Here is a 17,017-nt window from a genome sequence, read left to right as displayed (position 1 = left end):
CGGAAGCCTCCCCGGCGGGGGTGCGGCCGACGGCGTGCCCGGCGGCCTGTTCCCCCCTTCGGGGGAGGCGTTCGGCGCATCGCAGCGCCTGGGGGTGTCAGGCGGGCAGCAGCTCGCGGGCGCAGGTGCGCAGCCAGAGGTGCGCCGGGTCGGCGTCGTGGCGGGGGTGCCAGGCGAGACCGACCGGCAGCGGCGGCAGCTCCAGCGGGACCTCGAAGGTGACGAGGCCGAGCGCCTCGGTCTGCGGGACGGTCCTGGAGGCGGCCAGGCCGATCAGGTCGGTCTGGCGCAGCACGAAGAGGGACGCCGAGAACGAGGCCATGCTGCCCACCACCCGGCGGGCCAGCCCCAGCTCCGCGAGGGCGTCGTCCACCGGCCCCTCCAGCCGGCCGCGCCGCGACACGGTCAGGTGCTCCCCGTCGGCGAACCGGCGCGCGGTGATCCGGCCGCGCAGCAGCGGGTGTCCGGCGCGTACGACGCCGAGCACCCGGTCTTCGAAGAGGTGCTCGGTGCGCACCTCGGGCGAGCGGGAGTCGATGACGCCGAACTCCAGGTCCGCGGCCCCTTCGCGGAGCAGCGGGAGGTCGACGTGGCTCTCGGAGAGGAACCGCAGCCGCACCCCCGGCGCCTCGCCGGCCGCCCGCCGGAAGAGCGCGGCGCCGAAGGCCGCGGCGAAGGAGTCGTGGGCCAGGACGGTGAAGGTGCGGGTCAGGGTCTCCAGGTCGACCCGGCCGCCCGTGAGGAACAGGGCGCGGGCGCGTTCCACCACGGCCCGGACCTCCCCCTGGACGGAGAGCGCGTGCGGGGTGGGGACCATCGTGCGCCCGGCGCGGACGAGGACGGGGTCGCCGAGGGCCTTGCGGATCCGGCCCAGGGTGCGGCTCATGGCGGGCTCGGAGAGGTGCAGCCGGGCGGCGGCCCGGGAGACGCTCGACTCCTCCAGGAGGACGTCCAGGGCGACGAGCAGGTTGAGGTCCACCCCGGGCAGGCCGGATCCGGATTGCGTCACACGCATTCATCCCTTGCAGAACTTGCACTGGAAAGCAGGTCGGGCCAACCCTACGGTGGTTTCCGGGGCGATCGGGCCGGACCGGCCCTCCCCCGCCCCCCTTCCACCGCCTTTCGACGACTCCGAGGAGGAGCCGTGCTCCGCCATGCCCGCACACCGTCCCCGGCCCGGCCCCCGGCCGCCGCCCCGGCCCCCGCCCCCGCCCCCGCCCGAACGGAGCCCCCGGCCGGACCGCCCGGACCGTCCGAGCCGGCCACCCCGGGCCTGTCCCGCCCCGCCCTGCTGGTGCTGTGTGCCTGCGTGCTCGTCGCCCAGGGCATGGTCGCCGCCGTCAACCTGCTGATCCCCCAGCTCGCCGCCTCCGCCCTGCACCCGTCCCCGGGCGGGCTGCTGTGGACGGTCGACGCGTACGTGATCGTCTTCGCCGCGCTGCTGATCCCGGCCGGGGCCCTCGGCGACCGGTACGGGCGCAAGGGCGCCCTGCTGGCCGGGCTCGGCCTGTTCTCCGCCGGCGCGGCACTCAGCGCCCTCGCCCCCGGCCCGGCGGTACTGATCGCCGGACGCGGGCTGTCCGGGGCCGGGGCGGCGCTCGTCATGCCCGCCACCATGTCCGTGCTGGTCCACCTGACCCCGCCCGAGCGGCGCGCGCAGGCGCTGGCCACCTGGACGCTGTCCGCCGGCCTCGGGGGCCTGGCGGGCAACGTGTTCGGCGGCCTGGCCGGCGAGTTCCTCACCTGGCGAGCCCTGTTCTGGGGGGTCGTCCCGGTGGGCGCGCTGCTCGCCCTCGCCGTGGCCCTCGCGGTGCCGCGCACGCCGTCGCGCGCCGACGCGGCCGTCGACCCGCTCGGGGCCCTGGTGCTGGCCGGGGCGCTGTTCGCGGTGGTCCACGGGATCATCGAGGGGCCCTCGTACGGCTGGTCCTCGCTCCGCGTCCTGGGCTCCTTCGGGGCCGGGGCGGTGCTGCTGGCCGCCTTCACCGGGTACGCGCTGCGCGCCGCCCGCCCGCTGCTGGACCCGCGGGTGTTCGCCTCGCGCGGGCTGCGGGCGGGGACGCTGGGCATCGGGGCCGCCTTCTTCGGGCTGTTCTCCCTGTTCTTCGTCAACGCCCAGTACCTCCAGTACGCCAAGGGCTTCTCGCCGGCCCTGGCGGGACTGGCGATCGTCCCGCTCACCGTCGGCATGGCGGTGGTGCCCCGGCTGGGCGCGCGGCTCGCCCAGCGGACCGGGCCCCGGCTGCCGGTCGGGGCCGGGCTGCTCCTGATCGCGGCCGGGCTGCTGCTGGTGTCCACCGCCGACGGGGGCACCCCGTACGCCGTCTACGGCTGCTACCTGCTGGTGCTGTCGGCCGGGACCGGGCTGTGCGCGCCCTCGCTGACCCTGACGGTGGTCTCGCAGCTGCCGCCGCACCAGGCGGGGCTGGGTTCGGGGCTGAACACCGCCGCCCGGGAGATCGGCGCGGCGCTGGGCGTGGCGGTGGTCGGCACGGTGCTGGCCTCCCGTTTCCACGGGAACCCGTCGGATCCCGCGCAGGCGGCCGCCTTCACCGACGCGATGGGGGTGGCGCTGCGCGCGGTGGCGTGCGTGCTGCTCGTCGCCGCGGCGGGGGTGGTCCGCGGATTCCGCGGGAGCGGCCCGGGACGAACGGGTGCAGCCGCCGGGGGCGAGGGCGCATCCTGACTGTGTGACGGCGAGAGCGGACGGTTCCGGCCCGGCCCCCGCCGCCAGGGACCGGGCGCTCGCGCGGGCGGCGGTGGGCGCCGCCCGGGCCGTCGACGGGTACGCGGGCGGGGTCTACCTGCGCTCGGGCACGGACGGGCTGCTGCGGATGGCGGTGGTCACGGGCCTGCCGGGGCGGCTGTTCCGGCCGTGGTGGCGGATGCAGGTGAACCGGCCGTACCCGGTCGCCGAGGCGTACCGCACCGGGCAGGCGGTGCACCTGCCGGACGCGGAATCGGCGATGCGGCGCTTCCCCCAGCTGATGGCCGGGCTGCCCTTCCGCTTCGGGTCGTTCTACGAGCCGGTCGGCGCCGGGCCGGAGCGGTTCGGGGTGCTGCTGGTGCTGCGGCCGGCCACGCCGGGGGCGGTGCTCGGGGCCGGTGAGCGGGAGCGGCTGCGGGCGACGGCCGCCGGGCTGGCCGGGGAGCTGGAGGCGCTGCGGGCCGCCGGGGAGCCGGTGCTGTGGGACGGTGATCCGCTGTGCGTGCCCTGGCCCGCGGCCGGTGCGGAGGCCGCCCGGGAGGCCGTGGACCGGCTCGGGGCGGCGGTGCTGTCCGTGGACCGGCAGGGTGCCGTCGGCTTCGCCAACACCGCCGCCGGGGAACTGCTCGGGCGGCCCGCGGCCCTGCTGCACGGGCGCGCGCTGTGGGAGGTGCTGCCGTGGCTCGGCCAGTCCGCGTACGAGGACCACGTGCGCGGGGTGTTCGTCTCCGGGGAGCCCGCGCGCTTCGCGGCCCGGTGCGGGCCCGCAGATGCCGACGCCGGGTCCGACGCGGACCGGACCGGCACCGAGTGGCTGTCGGTGGGCCTGTACCCGGGCCCCTCGGGGGTGACGGTGACCCTGGAGGCCGCCGAACCGCCCGCCTACGCGCCCGCCTCGGTGGCCCGGCCGGGCCCCGGCCTCGGTTCACCCGCCGACCGGGCCTCCGCCCTGTACCGGCCGGTGGCCCTGGCGATCGCGCTGACCGAGGCGGTCACCGCGCGCCAGGTGTCGGCCGTGGTCACCGAGGAGCTGCTGCCCGCGTTCGGCGGCCGGCAGCTGGCCATCTACATGCTCGACGAGCGGCACCTCTACCTCGCCTGGGAGACGGGCTTCCCCGTGGGGTTCCTGGACCGCTTCGACGGGGTCCCGCTGGACGAGCGGCTGCCGGGGGTGGAGACCCTGACCTCGGGCCGGCCGCTGTTCTTCGAGTCGATGGAGCAGCTCGCCGCGGCCTATCCGGGGATCCCGCTGGACGCCGAGGTGGGGGCCCGCGCCTTCCTGCCACTGATCGCCTCCGGCCGCCCGGTCGGCTCCTGCATCCTCGGCTTCGACCAGCGGCGCGGCTTCAGCCCCGAGGAGCGTACGGTCCTCACGGCACTGGCGGGCCTGATCGCGCAGGCCCTGGAGCGGGCCCGGCGCTACGACAGCGAGGCGGCGCTGGCCCGGGGGCTCCAGGCGGCCCTGCTGCCGCACCGGCTGCCGGTTCGGGGGGAGGTGGCCACGGTGGGCCGGTACCTGCCGGGGACGGACGGCATGGAGGTCGGCGGCGACTGGTACGACGTCATCGAGACGGACGGGGGCCGGCTGGCGCTGGTCATCGGGGACGTCCAGGGCCACGGGGTGGCGGCCGCCGCGACCATGGGCCAACTGCGCAGCGCCGTACGGGCCTTCGCGCTCAGCGGGAACGCCCCGGACCAGGTGGTGCGGGGTACGAACCAGCTGCTGATCGACCTCGACCCGGGCCAGTTCGCCAGCTGCTGCTACGTGCTGCTGGACCCCGGCTCCGGCCGGGCGCTGGCCGCCCGCGCCGGGCACCCGCAGCCGCTGCTGCGGCGGGCCGACGGCCGGGCGGAGGTGCTCGACCTGGCGGGCGGGGTACTGCTCGGCATCGACCCGGGGGCGCGGTACCCGGTGACGGAAGTGGCGCTGGCGCCCGGCGAGGTGCTCGCCCTGTACACGGACGGGCTGGTGGAGACGCCGGGGGCGGACATCGACGACGGGGTGGAACGGCTGCGGGCGGCGCTGGCCGCGGCCCGGCCGTCCCCGCTGACGGAGACGGCCGACCGCCTGGTCGCCGAGGCCGCCCGCACGCCGGACCGCCCGGACGACATCGCCCTGCTGCTGGCCTCCCGCACCGCTGACGGAGCCCCCGGGCAGTCCGACGGCCGCGGCCGTCACCGCGCCCCGTAACCGGCCTTGCCCCTGCTGCTGTACACGTGCCACGCGGATCTCCCGGATCAGTACGGCGGCCGCCCGGGGCCGCCGAGCGGTCTCGTCCCGGAAGTCTCACGGCCCGCCGCCGCGCGCCCATCGCCCCCTGGGACGATCCCGGCGCATGCGGCACAGGACCCCAGGCCCCGTCACAACCCCCGCCGCGCTCCCGTCCGGCCGCCCGGGAAGGTCTCCTCCCCGCAGGCAAAGCGGAGGGAAATTCATTGGATCTCGCTGCGGTTCCCGCACCCCCCACCCGGTCAATATTTACGCGGCCTTAACACCGAAGCCGGTGCGCCGGAGGGGTGATCCACGATGGATTCCGCAGGTGAACAGCTATTGACCTGCGGATCTCGTGGAGCTTGCATAGCGGCCCGGGAGCCACGCGAACGAAGTACCCACCACCGCCCCGGAGGCGATACCGCTCCCGCACTCCTTCACCACACTGCCGATCGGAACCTCGCACCGATGACTGACACGATCAGCGCACCCCAGGCCCTCGCCCCGGCCACCGGTCCCACCCCGCAGAAGCTCAAGCGTTCCATCGGCGTCGTCGGCGGGACCCTGCTCACGCTGTCGTGCGTGACGCCCGCCTCGACCCTCTTCGTCGTCGTGCCCGACCTCTTCTCGGGCCTCGGCACCTGGACCGCGCTCACCATCGCCATCGGCTCGCTGCTCTGCGTGGGCGTGGCCTTCTGCTACTCGGAACTGGGCACGCTCATACCCAGCGCCGGCGGCGAGTACGCCATGGTCTCCACCCTCGCGGGCCGGCTCGCCGGCTGGCTCGTCTTCGTGCTGTCCCTGCTCGTGGTGATGATCGTGCCGCCCGTGATCGCCATGGGCACGGCCGACTACCTCTCCCCCGTGATCGACGTACCGGCCCCGGTGGCCGGCGCCGGCGTGATGCTGCTCGCCACCCTCGCCGGTCTGCTGGACCTGCGCGCCAACGCCTGGATCACCGGCATCTTCCTGGTGCTGGAGGTGGTCGCCGCCGCGCTGGTCGCCGTGCTCGGCTTCGCCCACAGCGAGCGGGGCGCCGACGCCCTCGTGCACGGTTCGGTGGCCGCCGAGGGCGGCGGCGTCTCCACGGTGACGGCCATGATGGTGGTCTCCGGGCTGGCGATCGCGCTGTTCGTCACCCAGGGCTTCTCCACCGCCGTCTACCTCTCCGAGGAGCTGGAGCAGCCGCGCCGCAACGTCCCGCGGACCGTGCTCGCGACCCTCGCGATCTCCTCCGCCGTGATCCTGGTCCCGGTCATCGCGATCACCATGGGCGCCCCGGACCTGGAGGCGCTGACCTCCGGCGACCTCGGCGCGATGGTGACGGCCTGGTCGAACTCGGCCGTCGGCACCTTCGTCAGCCTCTGCGTGGCCCTGGCCATCGTCAACGCCGGCATCGTCATGGTCATCCAGAACTCCCGGGTGCTCTTCGCCTCGGCCCGCGACAAGGCCTGGCCCGAGCCGGTCAACCGCGGCCTGTCGCGGCTGGGCCGCTTCGGCTCCCCCTGGGTGGCCACACTGCTGGTCGGCCTGCCCGGCGCGGCGATGTGCTTCGTCAACCTCGACACCCTGTACGGGGTGACCGGCGTGTCGGTGACCGGCATGTACCTGCTGGTGGCGGTGGCCGCGCTGTTCAGCCGGCGCGGCGCGCACGGCGAGAAGGCCGCCTGGCGGATGCCGCTGTGGCCGGCCGTGCCGATCGCGCTGGTCCTCGTGTTCGCGTACATCCTGACCCAGCAGGAGACCCAGTACCTGCTGTGGACCGGCGGCATCACCGCCGTCGCCACCCTCTACTGGGCGCTGTACCTGCGGCCGCGGACGGACTCGCGCTGGCTGGTCAGCATCCCCGACGCGGAGGACGAGCCGGCGGTCTGACCGCTTCCGCCCGGGTGAGGGGCCGTCGCGGTTCGCGGCGGCCCCTCGGCCGTGCCCGCCGGGGTCAGCCGGCCGCTTCGGCGGCGGACAGGGCGATGGCGGTGTTGACCAGGCCGACGTGGCTGAACGCCTGCGGGAAGTTGCCGAGCTGGCGTCCGGCTCGGGTGTCGTACTCCTCGGCGAGCAGGCCCACGTCGTTGCGCACCGCGAGCAGCTTCTCGAAGAGCTCGCGGGCCTCCTTGGTCCGGCCGGTCATGTGCAGGGCGTCGACCAGCCAGAACGAGCAGGCCAGGAAGGTGCCCTCGTCCCCGGGCAGCCCGTCGACGGAGGGCCCCTCGGTGCTGTAGCGGCGGACCAGGCCGCTGCTGCCCAGCTCCGCCCGGACGGCGTCGACGGTGCCGATCACGCGGGGGTCGTCGGGCGGGAGGAAGCCGACGCGGGGGATGAGCAGGGTGGCCGCGTCCAGCTCGCGCGAGCCGTAGTACTGGGTGAAGGTGCCCCGCTCGGGGTCGTAGCCCTTGTCGCAGACGTCGCGGTGCACCTCGTCCCGCATGGCCCGCCAGCGCTCGACGTCGCCCGGCATGTGCGGGGCGTTCTCCAGGGTCCGTACGGCCCGGTCGGCCGCCACCCAGGCCATCACCTTGGAGTGGGTGAAGTGGCGGCGCGGGCCGCGCACCTCCCACAGCCCCTCGTCCGGGCGGTGCCAGTTGCGCTCCAGGAAGTCGAGGAGGGAGAGCTGGATCTTCCAGGCGTGCCGCTCCGAGGCCAGCCCCGAGGCCCGCGCCAGGTGCAGGGCGTCCAGGACCTCTCCGTACACGTCCAGCTGGAGCTGGTCGACGGCCGCGTTGCCGACCCGGACCGGGGCGGAGCCCGCGTAGCCGCGCAGCCAGGGCAGTTCGGTCTCGGGGATGCGGCGCTCGCCGGCGATGCCGTACATGATCTGGAGGTCGGCCGGGTCGCCGGCGACGGCGCGCAGCAGCCAGCCCCGCCAGGCCCGTGCCTCGTCCAGGAAGCCGGTGGACAGCAGGGCGCCCAGGGTCAGGGTGGCGTCGCGGAGCCAGCAGTAGCGGTAGTCCCAGTTGCGGACCCCGCCGATCTCCTCGGGCAGGGAGGTCGTCGCGGCGGCGGCGATCCCGCCGGTGGGGGCGAAGGTGAGGGCCTTGAGGGTGATCAGCGAGCGGGTGACGGCCTCCTCGTACGGGCCCTCGTAGCGGCACTGGCCGGCCCACTCCCGCCAGTCGGCGAGGCTCTGCTCCAGCGCCCCGTACGGGTCGACGGGCTCGGGGCGCGGCTCGTGCGAGGGGTGCCAGGTCAGCACGAAGGCGACCTTCTCGCCGGGGCCGACGGTGAACTCCGAGCGGGTGCTGCGGTCCTCGCCCCAGGTCCGCACGGGGGGCTCGCTGCGGAACCAGACCGAGTCGGGTCCGGCGACCGCGACCCGGTCGCCCTCGCTGCGCCGGACCCAGGGGACGACGTGGCCGTAGTCGAAGCGCAGCCGCAGGGTGCTGCGGACGACGACCCGGCCGGAGACCCCTTCGACGATCCGCATGACGTCGGGTGCCTCGTCGCGCTGCGGCATGAAGTCGACGACCTTGACGGTGCCCTCGTCGGTCTCCCAGTACGACTCCAGGACCAGCGAGCCGTCCAGGTAGGCCCGCCGCGTGCACCGTTCGCCGTTCTCTGCGGTGGCCGGGGCGATGCGCCAGTGGCCGTTCTCCTTGGTGCCGAGGAGGGCGGCGAAGCAGGCTGCGGAATCGAAGTGCGGCAGGCACAGCCAGTCGATGGACCCGTCACGGCCGACCAGCGCGCTGGTCATCAGGTCGCCGATGAGTGCGTAGTCTTCGATGGGTTGTGTCATTCATCCGCTTTTCCCCCAAACCTCTGGGGTCAATCAGCCCGCGGCCGCCCGCCGCCGCCCGTCGGCGGGACCCTAGCCGCGGATGAAGAGCGTCACGACGGCGAGGAGCACGCCGAGGGCGAGGGCCTGGGCGCCGAGGGCGAGGCGGTGGGTACGCAGGGCGGGGACGGGCAGCAGCCGGTCGACGGCGAGGCGGCCGGGGCCGGCCAGGGTGAGGGCGGCGGCGGCCGCGGCGAGCAGGAGCTCGTACTCCATGCCCTTCGGGGCGAAGAAGGCGCCGGCGCCGTGGACGGCCAGGGCGTTGATCATCGTGCCGGTGACGGCCGCACCGGCGAGCGGGGTGAGCAGGCCGAGGGCGAGGCCGAGGCCGCCGAGGGTCTCGGTCAGGCCGGCGAGGGCGGCCATGGCGTCGCCCGCCGGGTAGCCGCTGGCGGTGAAGAACTGGCCGGTGCCGCTGATCCCGCCGCCGCCGAACCAGCCGAAGAGCTTCTGGGTGCCGTGGGCGGCCACGGTGAGACCGAGGACGACGCGCAGCAGGAGCAGTCCGGCGTCGTGGGCGGAGGTGCCGGCGGTGGGGGCGGCGGCCTGGGCGGCGGCCGGGGTCTTCGTCGCGGTGGCGGTGGCGCTGCTCATGGGGGTCCTTCCGGTCGGGCGGCCCGAGGTGATTGGTTCAAATTCGAACCTGCTTGAGTCCGACCATAGCCACGGACGAGCCGTTGATTCAAATTCGAACAACTCGTGTACCCTGGCGCCATGGACGAACCGAGATGGCTTGACGACCGGGAGATGCGCGCCTGGAGGGGCTTCCTGGCCGCCTCCGCCCTGGTGAACCGCCGGCTCGACCAGCAGCTCAAGGATGATTCCGGACTCTCCCACCCCCAGTACGAGATCCTCGTGCGGCTCGCCGCGGCACCCGACCAGGAGCTGCGCATGACGGAGCTCGCCAACGGGCTGATCAACTCCAAGAGCGGCCTGACCTACCAGGTCGGCCAGATGGAGAAGGCGGGCCTGGTCCGCCGCCGCAGCTGCCCCTCCGACGTCCGGGGCGTCTTCGCCGTCCTCACCGACGCGGGCCGCACCCGCCTGGAGGAGGCCGCCCCGGGCCACGTCACGGCGGTCCGCGAGGCCCTCGTGGACGTCCTCACCTCCGAACAGCTCGACGCCCTCGCCGACGGCCTCGGCGAGGTCAGCCGCCGCCTGCGCGAACAGGGCGCCTGACCGCCTGGCCCGGCAGCCCGGGGCGGGACCAGGGGGCGTCGGGGGCGGGGGACTCGGGGCGCAGGCCCAGGGCGTGCGGGAGGTTGGCCGCCATCATCGCCGCGAACGGGCCCGCCTGCTCAGGTGAAGGCGATGGCCATCCCGGTGGCGACCGACAGTTCGGCGGCCCGGAGGAGCTGTACGCAGACGTAGGACTCGACTCCGTGGCGCTGCCAGCCCGCGGCGGCCGGCTCGGCCGCGTCGGCGGCCTCGAAGAGCTCCTCGGAGTGCGGGTCGAGGTCCTCGGGGAGACCGAGGGCGGCGGCGAGCCGGCGGGTCTCCGCCAGGAGCCGTACCGAGGAGCCGAGGCCGCCGCCCGGAGCCCGCTCGTCGACGATGACGTGCGCGAGGTCCACGGGGACGTAGTAGCCCTCGCAGTCGGAGTGGTGGATCAGGTGGTCGTACGGTCCGGGAGGAGCTGCCGGGAGGGCGCCGTAAGCCTCTCTCAGGAGCGGGTCGGCGGTCGCCCGGTGCGGCTCCGCCAACGGCTCGGGCAGCTGCCCGTGCGCCGCCAGGTGGACGGCGAGACGGCGCAGGGCGTGCAGCCCCGAGTAGCCCCAGGACTCGAACTCGGCGGACTCCCCCGCGCGCCCTTCGGGCTCGGTCCACGGCGGCGCTCCCGCGCGTTGCAGCAGCCCGCCGATCGCGGCGAAGTCGGCGCGGACCATGTCGGCGTACTCGTCCTCGGCGTCGGCGAGCACCCCGACGACCACGTTCAGACCCATGGCCTGATCATGCCAGGGCCGGTGTGCGCCGGCCGCGCCGCGTCCGCGTTCCGCCACCTCGGCGGGGCCCTCTGCCATACGGTCGGCAGCAGGTCGCAGAACACGACTCCACCGCACCGGGAGGCTTACGTGAAGATGCTCATCAACTCACCAGACACCGTGGTCTCCGACGCCCTGCGCGGCATGGCGGCCGCGCACCCCGAGCTCGACGTCGACGTGGAGCGGCAGGTCGTCGTGCGCCGGGACGCGCGGGCCGGCGGGCGGGTCGGGCTGGTTTCCGGGGGCGGCTCCGGGCACGAGCCGCTGCACGCGGGGTTCGTGGGACCCGGGATGCTCTCGGCCGCCTGCGCCGGCGCCGTGTTCACCTCGCCGGTGCCCGACCAGATGCTGTACGCGGCCGGTGCCGTGGACGCCGGCCAGGGGGTGCTGTTCGTCGTCAAGAACTACACGGGCGACGTGCTGAACTTCCAGATGGCCGCCGAACTGGCGGAGGAGGACGGCCTGCGGGTGGAGCGGGTGCTCGTCGACGACGACGTCGCCGTGACCGACAGCCTCTACACGGCCGGCCGGCGCGGCACCGGCGGCACCCTCTTCGTCGAGAAGATCGCCGGGGCGGCCGCCGAGGAGGGCGCGCCACTGGAGCGGGTCGCCGCCCTCGCCCGGCGGGTCAACGCCTCCTCCCGCAGTTTCGGGGTGGCGCTCAGCGCCTGCACCACGCCCGCGAAGGGCAGCCCGACCTTCGACCTCCCCGACGGGGAACTGGAGTTGGGCGTGGGCATCCACGGCGAGCCGGGCCGGGAGCGGCGCGCGATGATGACCTCGCGGGAGATCGCGGAGGTGGCGGTGGCGGCCGTACTGGACGACCTCGCGGAGGCCGGCCCGCCGGCCGGTCCGGTGCTGCTCCTGGTCAACGGGATGGGCGCGACCCCGCTGCTGGAGCTGTACGGCTTCCACGCGGAGGTGGCCGCGGCGCTGGCGGCGCGGGGCGTGGAGGTGGCGCGGGCGCTCGTCGGGAACTACGTCACCTCCCTGGACATGGCGGGCTGTTCGGTGACCGTGTGCCGGGCGGACGAGGAGCTGCTGCGGCTGTGGGACGCGCCGGTGCGGACGGCCGCCCTGCGCTGGGGGTGCTGAGCATGCGGGACGCTGAGTTCTTCCGGCGCTGGATGGAGGCCGCCGCGGCGGCGGTGGAACGGGAGGCGGACCGGCTGACCGAACTCGACTCCCCCATCGGGGACGCCGACCACGGGGCCAACCTGCTGCGGGGCTTCACGGCCGTGCGCACGGCGCTCGCCGGAGCCGACCCGGAGGCCGCGCCCGGAGCCCTGCTCCAGCTGGCCGGGCGCACCCTGATCTCCACGGTGGGCGGCGCGTCCGGACCGCTGTACGGGACGCTGCTGCGGCGCACCGGCAAGGAACTCGGGGAGGCCGCCGAGGTCTCCGACGAGGAGCTGCGCGAAGCCCTGGACGCGGGGGTCGACGCGGTGGCCCGGCTGGGCGGGGCGGCCCCGGGCGACAAGACGATGCTGGACGCGCTGGTCCCTGGGGTGGCGGCGCTGGGTACGTCCTACCGTGCCGCCGGGGGCGCGGCGCAGGGCGGGGCGCTGGCGACGGTTCCGATACTGGCCCGCAAGGGCCGCGCCAGCTACCTCGGGGAGCGCAGCGTCGGGCACCAGGACCCGGGAGCCACCTCGGCCGCCCTGCTGCTGGGCGCGCTGGCCGACACGGCGGAGGGGGCGGCGTGAGCGGCGGGGCGCTGGTCGGGATCGTGCTGGTGTCGCACAGCGCCGGGGTCGCCGGGTCGGTGGCGGAGCTGGCGCGGGGCATCGCGGCGGGCGGGGCGGTGGCCCCGGTGGCCCCGGCGGGCGGCACCGCCGACGGCGGGCTCGGCACGAGCGCGGAGCTCATCACGGCGGCCGCGTCGGCAGTGGACCGGGGGGCCGGGGTCGCGCTGCTGGTGGACCTGGGCAGCTCGGTGCTGACCGTCAAGGCGCTCCTGGAGGACGAGGAACTCCCGGCCGGCTCCCGCCTGGTGGACGCGCCGTTCCTGGAGGGCGCGGTGGCGGCGGTGGTCGCCGCGTCGGCGGGGGCCCCGCTGGAGGCCGTCGTGGCGGCGGCCGAGGAGGCGTACGCGTACCGCAAGGCGTGACCCCGCGAGGGGGGCTGCGCATGCGCCGCTGCGCGGGGCGGGGTCCCCTACCCGCCCTTCCACCGTTCCCAGGGGCTCCGCCCCTGACCCCGTTGCGCTCAAACGCCGCGCGGGCTGGAGAATCCAGCCCCGCCGGCGTTTGAGGCGCGGGGGTCTGGGGGCGGAGCCCCCAGGGACCTCGCCCCGCGCGGCGGCACCCGCACCGCCCGGCCAGGGCAGGGGCTAGCGGCCGCGGAGGTGCTCCATTTCGCGCCGGTCCCGCTTCGTCGGGCGCCCCGCGCCCCGGTCGCGGATGCCGGTCACCGCCGCCTCCACCGGGGTCGGCGGCGGCGGGCTGTTGTCCACGTAGCACTCGGCGGCGACCGGCGGCCCGACCCGCTTCGTCACGGGGCGCCGGACCACGACGATCCGTTCGCGGCCCGCGTGGAAGAGCCGTACCTCGTCCCCCGCCCGCACCTGCTGCGCCGGCTTCGCCCGTTCGCCGTTGACCTTCACGTGGCCCGCCCGGCAGGCCGTCGCCGCCACGGACCGGGTCCTGGTGAGCCGCACCGACCAGATCCAGGCGTCGACCCGCGCGGTCTCCGTGGTGCTCGTACCGTCAGTCATGCCCCGACTCTAGCGATCCGGCCGCCCCGAAGCGGAACCGTTTTTGGCAGATACCACAAGGGCCATGGCATATGCGATAGAGATCAAGCCAAACGAATTGCACATGCGGGCCCGAGCCCCCTACCTTGTCGCACATGCAGTCCTACACCATCGGACAGGCGGCGCGTCTGCTGGGCGTCAGCCCGGACACCGCGCGCCGCTGGGCCGACGCCGGCCGGGTCGCGACCCATCGCGACGAGGGCGGCCGCCGCCTGATCGACGGCCGCGACCTGGCGGCCTTCTCCGTCGAGGTGGGGCAGGGCGCCCACACCGAGGACGGCGAGTCCTACACCTCGGTGCGCAACGCCTTCCCCGGCATCGTCACGGCCGTCAGGCTCGGCGACGTCGCCGCCCAGGTGGAGATCCAGGCCGGTCCCCACCGGCTGGTCTCCCTCCTCACCCGCGAGGCCGTCGAGGAACTCGGGCTTGAGGTCGGCATGCGGGCCACCGCCCGCGTCAAGTCGACCAGCGTGCACATCGACCGCGCCTGACCCGGCCCGGCGACGCCGGACCGAGACCCGGCGCCCGCCCCCTCCGCCCCCCCCTCCGCCCGTCCCCCTCCGCTCGTTCCCACCCGCTCGTTCCCACCCGCTCGTTCCCACCCGCTCCGCCCGTCACCGGCGCGGGTCACTACCGCGCGGCTCCGGCACCCGGCCGGCCGCCGACCCGACCGAGGAGCACCCGCTCATGTCCGCCACCCCGAACACCCGCCGCATCGCCGCCGTCGCGCTCACCGCCGCCCTGCTCGTCCCCCTCTCCGCCTGCGGGAACGGCGGCGACGAGAAGAAGGCCGACGAGGCCGCCTCGCCCTCCAGTTCGGCCCCGGCCTCCGCCGGGGCCAAGGCCGCGAACCTCACGGTGCTCGCCGCCTCCTCCCTCACCGACGTGTTCAACACGGCGAAGGCCGCCTACGAGAAGTCCCACCCCGGCACCAAGGTGACCATCTCCTTCGCCGGCTCCCAGGAGCTCGCCGCCCAGGTCAAGCAGGGCGCCCCGGCCGACGCCCTGGTCACCGCCGACACCAAGACCATGGACGGCCTGAAGGCCGAGACCGACAACGCCACGGTCATCGCGAAGAACCGCCTGGTCATCGCCACCGGCAAGGGAAACCCCTTCAAGGTCGACGAGCTCAAGGACCTCGCCGACTCCAAGATCAAGGTCGTCCTCGCGGCGCCCGAGGTCCCGGTCGGCCGCTACAGCAAGCAGATCCTCGACGCCCAGAAGATCGAGGTGAAGCCGGTCTCCCAGGAGCCCAACGTCCGCGCCGTCCTGAGCAAGGTCGAGCTGGGCGAGGCCGACGCCGGCCTCGTCTACAAGACCGACACCGTCAAGTCCGGTGACAAGGTCGTCTCCGTGGACATCCCGGACGAGCAGAACGCCGTCGCCTCCTACCCGGCCGCCACCCTCAAGCAGTCCAAGAACGCCGAGGCCGCCGCCGCGTTCGTGGCCTGGCTGAGCGGCCCCGAGGCGCAGAAGATCCTCCAGGACGCCGGTTTCCAGAAGGCCTAGGCGGCACGGCCGCGAGGGGGGCCGCCCGGTCCGGGGGGACGGGCGGCCCCCCTCGGCGTGTCCGGCGCCCGCGCCGCGCCCGTACGCTCCGTAGGATCCCTCCCCGGCCCCGGCCCCGGACCCGACCAGGAACCCCCATCACCCCATGAGCAGACTCCGCACCCGCACCCGGCCCCCCGTGACGCTGGCGCTCCCCGCGCTGCTCGCCGTCGCGTTCCTGCTGCTGCCGCTCGTCGGCATCCTCACCCGTACGCAGTGGGGCGAACTCGGCGCCCACCTCACCAGCCCGGGCGTGGTCACGGCCCTGAAGCTCTCGCTGCTGGTGTCCCTGTGGGCGCTGGGGCTTTCTCTGCTCCTGGGCGTGCCGCTGGCCTGGCTGCTGGCCCGGGTCGAGTTCAAGGGCAAGGCCTTCGTCCGCTCTCTGGTGCTGCTGCCGATGGTGCTGCCGCCGACCGTCGGCGGTGTCGCGCTGCTGCTCGGCTTCGGGCGGCGCGGACTGCTCGGCCCCTGGCTGGAGGACACCTTCGGCGTCACGCTGCCCTTCCACACCTCCGGGGCGGTCGTCGCGGCGACCTTCGTCGCCATGCCCTTCCTGGTGATCAGCCTGGAGGGGGCGCTCGGCGGGCTGAAGCAGAGCTACGAGGAGACCGCCGCGTCCCTCGGCGCCTCGCCGGTCCGGGTGTTCTTCACGGTCACCATGCCCATGGTCGCCCCCGGCCTGATCGCCGGCGCCGCCCTCACCTGGGCCCGCGCGCTCGGCGAGTTCGGCGCGACCATCACCTTCGCCGGCAACCTGCCGGGCACCACCCAGACCCTGCCCCTCCAGGTCTACCTGCTGCTCCAGGACCAGCCGGAGGCGGCCACCTCGGTCTCGCTGCTGCTGCTGGCCATCGCCATGGGCGTGCTCATCGCCCTGCGCGGCCGCTGGACGGGCACGCCCGTGGCCGCGAAGACCCGGGCGGCATCCGGGCCGGAGGCCCCCGCCCCCGCCGCCGCCCCCGACGAGGCCCCCGCTCCGACCGTGCCGGACGACGGCCGCTGGCCCCTGCACGCCGAGGTCACCGGCTTCAACGAACTCACCCTCGACGCCGGCCCCGGCACCACCATCGCCGTGGTGGGCGAGAACGGCGCCGGCAAGACCACCCTGCTGCGCGCCCTGCTCGGCCTGACCCCGCGCGCCCGCGCCGAGCTGCGGCTCGGCGACACCGACGTCACCGCCCTGCCCCCGCACCGGCGGCAGGTGGCCTGGGTCCCGCAGGACGGGGCGCTGTTCCCGCACCTGAGCGCCCTGGCCAACACCGCCTACGGGCTGCGCGCCCGCCGGGTCCCGCGCGCCGAAGCCCGCCGCGAGGCGCAGCTGTGGCTGGACCGGCTCGGGGTGGGCCACCTCGCGCAGCGGCGGCCCGCACAGCTGTCGGGCGGGCAGGCGCAGCGGGTGGCCCTCGCCCGGGCGCTGGCCGCGCGGCCCCGGCTGCTGCTGCTCGACGAGCCCCTCGCCGCCCTGGACCAGACGACCCGGGCACACGTACGGCACACCCTGCGCCGGCACCTGGCCGGGTTCGGCGGGGTCTGCCTGATCGTCACGCACGACCCCGTCGAGGCGGTGTCGCTGGCCGACCGGGTCCTCGTCCTGGCCGACGGGCGCACCCTCCAGGACGCGCCGCCCGCCGAGGTCACCCGGCATCCGCGCTCGCCGTGGGTGGCCCGGATGCTGGGCCGCAACGCCTGGCCCGGCACCGCCTCCGCCGACGGGCTCGCGCTCCCGGGAGGCGGCCGGCTGGTGGTGGCGGAGACCCTGCCCGAGGGGACGCAGGCCCTGGCGATCATCGCCCCGGAGGCGGTGTCGCTGCACCAGGACCGTCCGGGCGGCAGCCCCCGCAACGTCTGGCCGGGAACCGTACGGGAGGTCACCTCGGCCGGCAGCCGGCTGCGCGTGCTCGTCGCCTCGGCCGGGGCGCCCGACCTGGTCGCGGAGATCACCCCGGAGGCGGCCGCCGAGCTCGGCGTGGCCGACGGCGCGCCGGTGTGGACGAGCGTGAAGGCCACCGAGGTCACGCTGGTGCCGCTCTAGACGGGAGGG

15 protein-coding genes are annotated in these 17,017 nt (G+C 75.3%); 10 read left to right on the top strand and 5 right to left on the bottom strand.

The window, feature by feature from the left end:
• Window positions 1-97: 97 nt before the first annotated feature.
• On the bottom strand, window positions 98-1,015 hold the full coding sequence (locus AC07A6_RS03275) for a LysR family transcriptional regulator (protein WP_478775874.1): 918 nt from the start codon (window positions 1,013-1,015) through the stop codon (window positions 98-100).
• A gap of 258 nt (window positions 1,016-1,273) precedes the next feature.
• Here AC07A6_RS03275 and AC07A6_RS03270 point away from each other — a divergent pair, with 258 nt between their 5' ends.
• From AC07A6_RS03270 to AC07A6_RS03260, 3 genes are all read left to right on the top strand, one after another.
• Window positions 1,274-2,686, top strand: a complete 1,413-nt coding sequence (locus AC07A6_RS03270; RefSeq protein ID WP_478776011.1) for an MFS transporter — start codon at window positions 1,274-1,276, stop codon at window positions 2,684-2,686.
• Between the two features lie 4 nt (window positions 2,687-2,690).
• Window positions 2,691-4,898 carry a PP2C family protein-serine/threonine phosphatase gene (locus AC07A6_RS03265; RefSeq protein WP_478775873.1) on the top strand — a complete coding sequence of 736 codons (2,208 nt, stop codon included), beginning with the start codon at window positions 2,691-2,693 and terminating at the stop codon, window positions 4,896-4,898.
• Window positions 4,899-5,387: 489 nt separating this feature from the next.
• Window positions 5,388-6,794, top strand: coding sequence for an APC family permease (locus AC07A6_RS03260; protein ID WP_478775872.1), 1,407 nt, complete (start codon window positions 5,388-5,390; stop codon window positions 6,792-6,794).
• A gap of 64 nt (window positions 6,795-6,858) precedes the next feature.
• Here the strand turns inward: AC07A6_RS03260 and AC07A6_RS03255 are convergent, their stop codons facing one another.
• Both AC07A6_RS03255 and AC07A6_RS03250 read right to left on the bottom strand, forming a co-directional pair.
• Window positions 6,859-8,652, bottom strand: a complete 1,794-nt coding sequence (locus AC07A6_RS03255; RefSeq protein ID WP_478775871.1) for a glycoside hydrolase family 15 protein — start codon at window positions 8,650-8,652, stop codon at window positions 6,859-6,861.
• Between the two features lie 72 nt (window positions 8,653-8,724).
• On the bottom strand, window positions 8,725-9,285 hold the full coding sequence (locus AC07A6_RS03250) for a DoxX family membrane protein (RefSeq protein ID WP_478775870.1): 561 nt from the start codon (window positions 9,283-9,285) through the stop codon (window positions 8,725-8,727).
• 120 nt (window positions 9,286-9,405) lie between these two features.
• Here AC07A6_RS03250 and AC07A6_RS03245 point away from each other — a divergent pair, with 120 nt between their 5' ends.
• Window positions 9,406-9,870, top strand: coding sequence for a MarR family winged helix-turn-helix transcriptional regulator (locus AC07A6_RS03245; protein ID WP_478775869.1), 465 nt, complete (start codon window positions 9,406-9,408; stop codon window positions 9,868-9,870).
• A 119-nt stretch (window positions 9,871-9,989) separates the two neighbouring features.
• On the opposite strand, the gene AC07A6_RS03240 is transcribed toward AC07A6_RS03245, so the two are convergent.
• Window positions 9,990-10,634 (bottom strand): hypothetical protein, encoded by a 645-nt coding sequence (locus AC07A6_RS03240; RefSeq protein WP_362464711.1) that lies wholly within the window; start codon window positions 10,632-10,634, stop codon window positions 9,990-9,992.
• A 135-nt stretch (window positions 10,635-10,769) separates the two neighbouring features.
• Between AC07A6_RS03240 and dhaK the strand changes: the two genes are divergently transcribed.
• Genes dhaK through AC07A6_RS03225 form a run of 3 tightly spaced genes read left to right on the top strand, consistent with a single transcriptional unit; the run spans window position 10,770 to window position 12,783 of the window.
• Complete coding sequence (gene dhaK, locus AC07A6_RS03235) at window positions 10,770-11,768, top strand: dihydroxyacetone kinase subunit DhaK (RefSeq protein ID WP_478776010.1); 999 nt, start codon at window positions 10,770-10,772, stop codon at window positions 11,766-11,768.
• Window positions 11,769-11,770: 2 nt separating this feature from the next.
• Window positions 11,771-12,379, top strand: a complete 609-nt coding sequence (gene dhaL, locus AC07A6_RS03230; protein ID WP_478775868.1) for a dihydroxyacetone kinase subunit DhaL — start codon at window positions 11,771-11,773, stop codon at window positions 12,377-12,379.
• A complete protein-coding gene (locus tag AC07A6_RS03225) occupies window positions 12,376-12,783 on the top strand; it encodes a PTS-dependent dihydroxyacetone kinase phosphotransferase subunit DhaM (protein ID WP_478775867.1) in 408 nt (135 codons plus the stop codon). Before dhaL ends, AC07A6_RS03225 begins: the two co-directional genes overlap by 4 nt.
• A 222-nt stretch (window positions 12,784-13,005) precedes the next feature.
• Here AC07A6_RS03225 and AC07A6_RS03220 read toward each other — a convergent pair whose 3' ends face one another.
• Complete coding sequence (locus AC07A6_RS03220; protein WP_478775866.1) at window positions 13,006-13,389, bottom strand: RNA-binding S4 domain-containing protein; 384 nt, start codon at window positions 13,387-13,389, stop codon at window positions 13,006-13,008.
• A 134-nt stretch (window positions 13,390-13,523) separates the two neighbouring features.
• On the opposite strand from AC07A6_RS03220, the gene AC07A6_RS03215 reads away from it, so the two are divergent.
• The 3 genes from AC07A6_RS03215 to AC07A6_RS03205 all read left to right on the top strand — a co-directional run bounded on the left by AC07A6_RS03215 (window position 13,524) and on the right by AC07A6_RS03205 (window position 17,008).
• Window positions 13,524-13,919: a TOBE domain-containing protein gene (locus AC07A6_RS03215; RefSeq protein ID WP_478775865.1), complete on the top strand. Its 396-nt coding sequence runs from the start codon at window positions 13,524-13,526 to the stop codon at window positions 13,917-13,919.
• 196 nt (window positions 13,920-14,115) lie between these two features.
• Window positions 14,116-14,937 (top strand): molybdate ABC transporter substrate-binding protein, encoded by an 822-nt coding sequence (modA, locus tag AC07A6_RS03210; protein WP_478775864.1) that lies wholly within the window; start codon window positions 14,116-14,118, stop codon window positions 14,935-14,937.
• 145 nt (window positions 14,938-15,082) lie between these two features.
• Window positions 15,083-17,008, top strand: coding sequence for an ABC transporter permease (locus tag AC07A6_RS03205; RefSeq protein ID WP_478775863.1), 1,926 nt, complete (start codon window positions 15,083-15,085; stop codon window positions 17,006-17,008).
• Window positions 17,009-17,017: the final 9 nt, after the last annotated feature.

This window comes from Streptomyces sp. NPDC044002 (assembly GCF_056434525.1).
This window is presented reverse-complemented; position numbering and strand designations above follow the sequence as displayed.

Bases quoted from the DNA above. Each gene is read 5' to 3' on its own strand.
- AC07A6_RS03240 (WP_362464711.1), bottom strand. From the start codon at position 10,634: ATGGGTCTGAACGTGGTCGTCGGGGTGCTCGCCGACGCCGAGGACGAG.
- dhaK (WP_478776010.1), top strand. From the start codon at position 10,770: ATGCTCATCAACTCACCAGACACCGTGGTCTCCGACGCCCTGCGCGGC.
- modA (WP_478775864.1), top strand. From the start codon at position 14,116: ATGTCCGCCACCCCGAACACCCGCCGCATCGCCGCCGTCGCGCTCACC.
- AC07A6_RS03255 (WP_478775871.1), bottom strand. From the start codon at position 8,652: ATGACACAACCCATCGAAGACTACGCACTCATCGGCGACCTGATGACC.
- AC07A6_RS03245 (WP_478775869.1), top strand. From the start codon at position 9,406: ATGGACGAACCGAGATGGCTTGACGACCGGGAGATGCGCGCCTGGAGG.
- AC07A6_RS03275 (WP_478775874.1), bottom strand. From the start codon at position 1,015: ATGCGTGTGACGCAATCCGGATCCGGCCTGCCCGGGGTGGACCTCAAC.
- AC07A6_RS03250 (WP_478775870.1), bottom strand. From the start codon at position 9,285: ATGAGCAGCGCCACCGCCACCGCGACGAAGACCCCGGCCGCCGCCCAG.
- AC07A6_RS03215 (WP_478775865.1), top strand. From the start codon at position 13,524: ATGCAGTCCTACACCATCGGACAGGCGGCGCGTCTGCTGGGCGTCAGC.
- dhaL (WP_478775868.1), top strand. From the start codon at position 11,771: ATGCGGGACGCTGAGTTCTTCCGGCGCTGGATGGAGGCCGCCGCGGCG.
- AC07A6_RS03220 (WP_478775866.1), bottom strand. From the start codon at position 13,389: ATGACTGACGGTACGAGCACCACGGAGACCGCGCGGGTCGACGCCTGG.
- AC07A6_RS03205 (WP_478775863.1), top strand. From the start codon at position 15,083: ATGAGCAGACTCCGCACCCGCACCCGGCCCCCCGTGACGCTGGCGCTC.
- AC07A6_RS03260 (WP_478775872.1), top strand. From the start codon at position 5,388: ATGACTGACACGATCAGCGCACCCCAGGCCCTCGCCCCGGCCACCGGT.